The following is a 4,238-nucleotide window of genomic DNA, read 5'->3' as shown; positions in this document are numbered from 1 at the left end:
ATTGTAAAACAATAAATTGTGTATTAAAATCAATATCATAATAAATCAGTGAGGTGCTTTTTATAGAAAGTTAACAACGCTGTTTTTTATTAGAGGAGGTAAAACTATGAACAATCACAATTTGATTATTGAAAATATGGATAACCCTCATGAGTTGGAGAGAATGTATAGAAAAGACCCGAAAGCTTTTAAAAAGTCATTCTCACAAGCATGGGATGAAAACCCTGATTCTCAGCTTCTAGCTGCTTGGTATGAAAGATTGAATTTCAAGGAGACGGCAAATAAAGAAAAAATATCGCTGTTTCAAAAAGGTTTCTTATTCATGGGCATGTTAGCTATTCTAGCTGGGCTAAGCACTAGAATCATTTTCCACTTTGTCGAGCAGGAAGCAATTGCTCCAATTAACTTGGCTTTTGGTGTAATTCCCTTTATTGCTGCTTATTTTATTTACAATAATACTCCGAAAAAAAGTATTATTTACTTACTTGCAGCGTTGTTCCTAATTACCGGGTTGTATCTTAATATGTTGCCATTAAATTATAAAGACAGCAGTATCCTTGCGTATTTACATCTTCCTATATTGTTATGGGTCTTATTGGGACTTGCGTTTACGGGAAATGAATATTCAAAAGGTAGTACAAGATTAGCGTATATTAAATTTAATTTAGAATATGGTCTTCTCTACGCGAGTATGGCAGTGAGCGGAATGATACTAGCATTATTCACCATGCGATTATTTAGCTTCGTTGACTTGGATATAGGAGAGTTCTATTTTAGTAATGTTGTTTTATTTGGAGCTGCCGCTCTCGCTGTAGTGGCTGCATACTTAGTATCATTGAATCTTAAACTTGCTAAAAATATTACACCATACATATCTAAAATTTTTAGTCCGCTTGTCTTGATCACATTGTTTATCTATCTAATAACGGTAATTTGGGTCGGGAAAAATCCATTCTTGGACCGCAATTTCCTAATGGCCTTCAACGGAATACTCCTTGGTGTATTGGCTGTTACTATATTTTCTATCGTTGAGAGTGATTCAGACGAGAAAAAGAGCATTTCAGATTATATAAATTTTGCCTTAATTGTTCTGGCGCTTATTATTGACACTGTCGCATTGTCAGCCATCGTATTTAGGCTTTCTTCTTACGGGATTACACCTAATAGACTTGCTGTTTTAGGCGTAAACATACTGATTTGGGCAAATCTCATTTGGATTATGTTTTCCTATATGCGTTTTCTACAAAACAAATCAGGACCGACAGCTATCCAAGATGCTGTTACGAAGTATTTGCCAATCTACGGACTTTGGGCAGCTTTCGTTATATTTACTTTTCCTATAATGTTTAATTAGAAAGGTTTTGTTAACTGTATAGAAAAATGTATTAAAGGTATTTTGATGTAATATATAATAAATTTAGATAATTGAATAATGACTTCTTATTAAGAGAGGTGGAGGGACTGGCCCTTTGAAACCTCAGCAACCTAATGTTATATAAAGGTGCTAAATCCTGTAGGATCTAAAAATCCTAAAAGATAAGAAGATGGGTATAAGTAAACCTTCTTCTTATTTTGAAGAAGGTTTTTTGTATTTTAAAGGGTGGTGAAGAAGAGAGGGAGAAGAAGAATATGTGAGTAGAAGGGAGAGTACAGTGAATAGTGAAGTTAGTAATATAAAAGAGAATAGCTCTAGTATATGGAGAAATAAAGTTTTTTCTTATTTTTTCTTAGCAAGTTGTATTTCTTTAATAGGCAATTCTATGGTTACACTTGTTTTACCGTTATGGGTAATGAAAATAACAAACTCGCCATTACTCGTTTCGGGTGTAAATATTGCAATTGCAACGGCGGCGATTCTGTTTGCTCCTATTACAGGAACATTAGCAGATCGAATGTCGAGAAGAAAACTTATGATAGTTGCAGATGTGATAAGGGGTATTGTCATGATTTTAATTGCTGTAATAGCATTTAATAATAAAATGTTATACATTCTATTATTACTTCTACTTATCATTCGATCATTAGGTAGTTCATTATTTACACCAGCTTCAAACGCAGCATTAGTAACATATGTAGAAGAAAAGCATATTCAACAGGCTATTACATTAAGACAAATTTCAGTACAAATCATATCGGTCGCAATTCCTGTAATGGCGAGCTTTCTAATTAGTATTTTTAGTTTTCATGGAGTATTTGTGTTAGATGCACTTACATTCTTTATATCGTTTTTAATTTTGATGAAAATTAAATTCCCACGTGAATTGAAAGTGGAGAAGAAGAAGCCATTTTATGAAGATTTTAAAGAGGGATTTTCTATCATTAATAATAATAATAATAAATCGCTGAAAACCTTACTAATGAGCGCTGCAGTCATTAATTTACTTGGAGCAGCGTGTATGCTTTCACTGCAAGTAATAGTTGTTAGAGAGATGGATCTTTCTACGCAGTGGTATAGTATCGTCTTTGCGGTATCTCCGATAGGGATATTAATTGGGGCATTTATTACTAAAAAAATTCGTGCATATAAAACAATAACAACAGCCTTTATATTTACTGCTATTATGGGGATTTTTAACGCTGCAATGGGTACGACATTGAATCCAATATTATTTTCAGTTTATTATTTTCTGTCAGGGATAGCTTTTGGAGTGAGTAATGTATATTTCGGGGTACTGTATAGAAAGTTAATTCCAAATGAAGTGCAAGGAAGATTCTATGGTTTACTAAACTCGTTATTATTAGTATCAACTCCGGTTGGAATTGCAATAACGGGGTATTCCTTAGAGTCAATTTCAGCTTCCATTTTATTTATTATAATTGGTATCATTACGTTTTTAGTTTCAGTTATTTCATGTTTAATAATGAATAAGAGTAGATAATTCTATAATTTCTCGACAATAAAAAACGTCCTAAAGTAGGACGTTTTTTATTATGTATATCGCTGTTTTCTCTTAATAAGCAACAACACTTGTGAAACACAAGCAAGTACTGGTAGTTCAATCAACGGTCCAATAACGAGTGCAAGTGCAATAAGAGGCTCGTCCGGAAAAGCTGTTACAGCAATAGCGAGTGCAACAGGTGAGTTTCTTGCTAATGTTGTTAAGTTTAGACTTACTGTATCTTTATAAGATAAACGCATTATGCGCCCGATAAATTGTCCGAGTACGAAATTAATGATGAAGAACAATAGAACCGGGATGAGTAATAGTAAAACGACATTTATATTATGTAGTAAGTATTTCCCTTGTGATGCAAACATCGCTACGATTGCTAAACTTAAAAATACAATTTGAGCAGAGCTGAAAAACGGAATGAGTGTATTCTCGAGTGTTTCAGTTTTTTTCATTTTATTCATAATGAATTTTGTAGCGTGTGCAAGTACAAATGGTAAGACGATTACGATAACAATACTTTCTACTAAAACAGAAACCGCTACAGTTTTCATGACACCAGCAAATAAAAATAAATAAATGGGAAGGAGTAGTACTTGCAATATTAAATTTACAGGCAAAATTGCAGTAGAAAGTGCTACATTTCCTTTCGCTATTTCAGTAAAGATCAAGTACCAATCTGTACATGGAGTAACCATTAACATAATAAATCCAACCCAAAGTGCTGGATGATCAGAAAGAAATAGTGCTCCTAACCCCCAAGCGAGTAAAGGTGTCCATACAAAATTAATAGTAAGGCTCGTTCCAGCAAATTTTAAATTGCGGAACCCATTTTTTATTTCTGTCAATGGGATGCTGAGGAATAATCCATACAGCATGAAAAATAAGAAGGGGACAATAAATTGTTCTGCATACATATGTATCAAATTAAATTGTCCGAGTACGATGCCGCATGTAACAGCAAAAAGAATAATAAAAGTTTGAATCTTTTCTAAAGTGCTCATGAGTAAATCCTTTCTGAATATGAATTGCCCTCCCTACATTCATTATACAAATAATAAAGTTACAATGGGTGTATGAATTGTATTTATTATTTTTAATTCGAGATATTATTTTTTATTTAAAGTTACTTGACTAAAGTAAGTGATTATATTACAATCACTTACATAAGGTAATTAAATAACAAAAAGTCTTAAGCGTTTTACTTAAGGTATCAATTGGAACTTTTTATCCCGCATTAATGGGCAGTAAGACCCCCACCTCAGAATTCAGCGAAAGCAAAGAAGTTAAGCGGAGATCAACTGCCCATAAAAGCCCGATTGGTTCAACTAATAATCAGTGGGGGAT

At 33.2% G+C, this 4,238-nt stretch carries 3 protein-coding genes and 1 riboswitch; of the genes, 2 read left to right on the top strand and 1 reads right to left on the bottom strand.

All coding sequences use genetic code 11. The features are described 5' to 3' along the window. Nucleotides 1-106 precede the first annotated feature (106 nt). Together DM800_RS07440 and DM800_RS07435 are read left to right on the top strand one after the other, a co-directional pair. Nucleotides 107-1,354 (top strand): DUF4153 domain-containing protein, encoded by a 1,248-nt coding sequence (locus DM800_RS07440; RefSeq protein ID WP_147786659.1) that lies wholly within the window; start codon nt 107-109, stop codon nt 1,352-1,354. An 83-nt stretch (nt 1,355-1,437) separates the two neighbouring features. Beyond that, nucleotides 1,438-1,543, top strand: a riboswitch (SAM riboswitch). An 88-nt stretch (nt 1,544-1,631) separates the two neighbouring features. Then, nucleotides 1,632-2,879 carry an MFS transporter gene (locus DM800_RS07435; RefSeq protein ID WP_142399364.1) on the top strand — a complete coding sequence of 416 codons (1,248 nt, stop codon included), beginning with the start codon at nt 1,632-1,634 and terminating at the stop codon, nt 2,877-2,879. Nucleotides 2,880-2,929: 50 nt separating this feature from the next. On the opposite strand, the gene DM800_RS07430 is transcribed toward DM800_RS07435, so the two are convergent. Further along, a complete protein-coding gene (locus tag DM800_RS07430; protein ID WP_147786658.1) occupies nt 2,930-3,895 on the bottom strand; it encodes an arsenic resistance protein in 966 nt (321 codons plus the stop codon). Nucleotides 3,896-4,238: the final 343 nt, after the last annotated feature.

Source organism: Bacillus sp. AY18-3, from assembly GCF_008042305.1.
In the GTDB taxonomy this organism is placed as follows: Bacteria; Bacillota; Bacilli; order Bacillales; family Bacillaceae_G; genus Bacillus_A; species Bacillus_A wiedmannii.
This window is presented reverse-complemented; position numbering and strand designations above follow the sequence as displayed.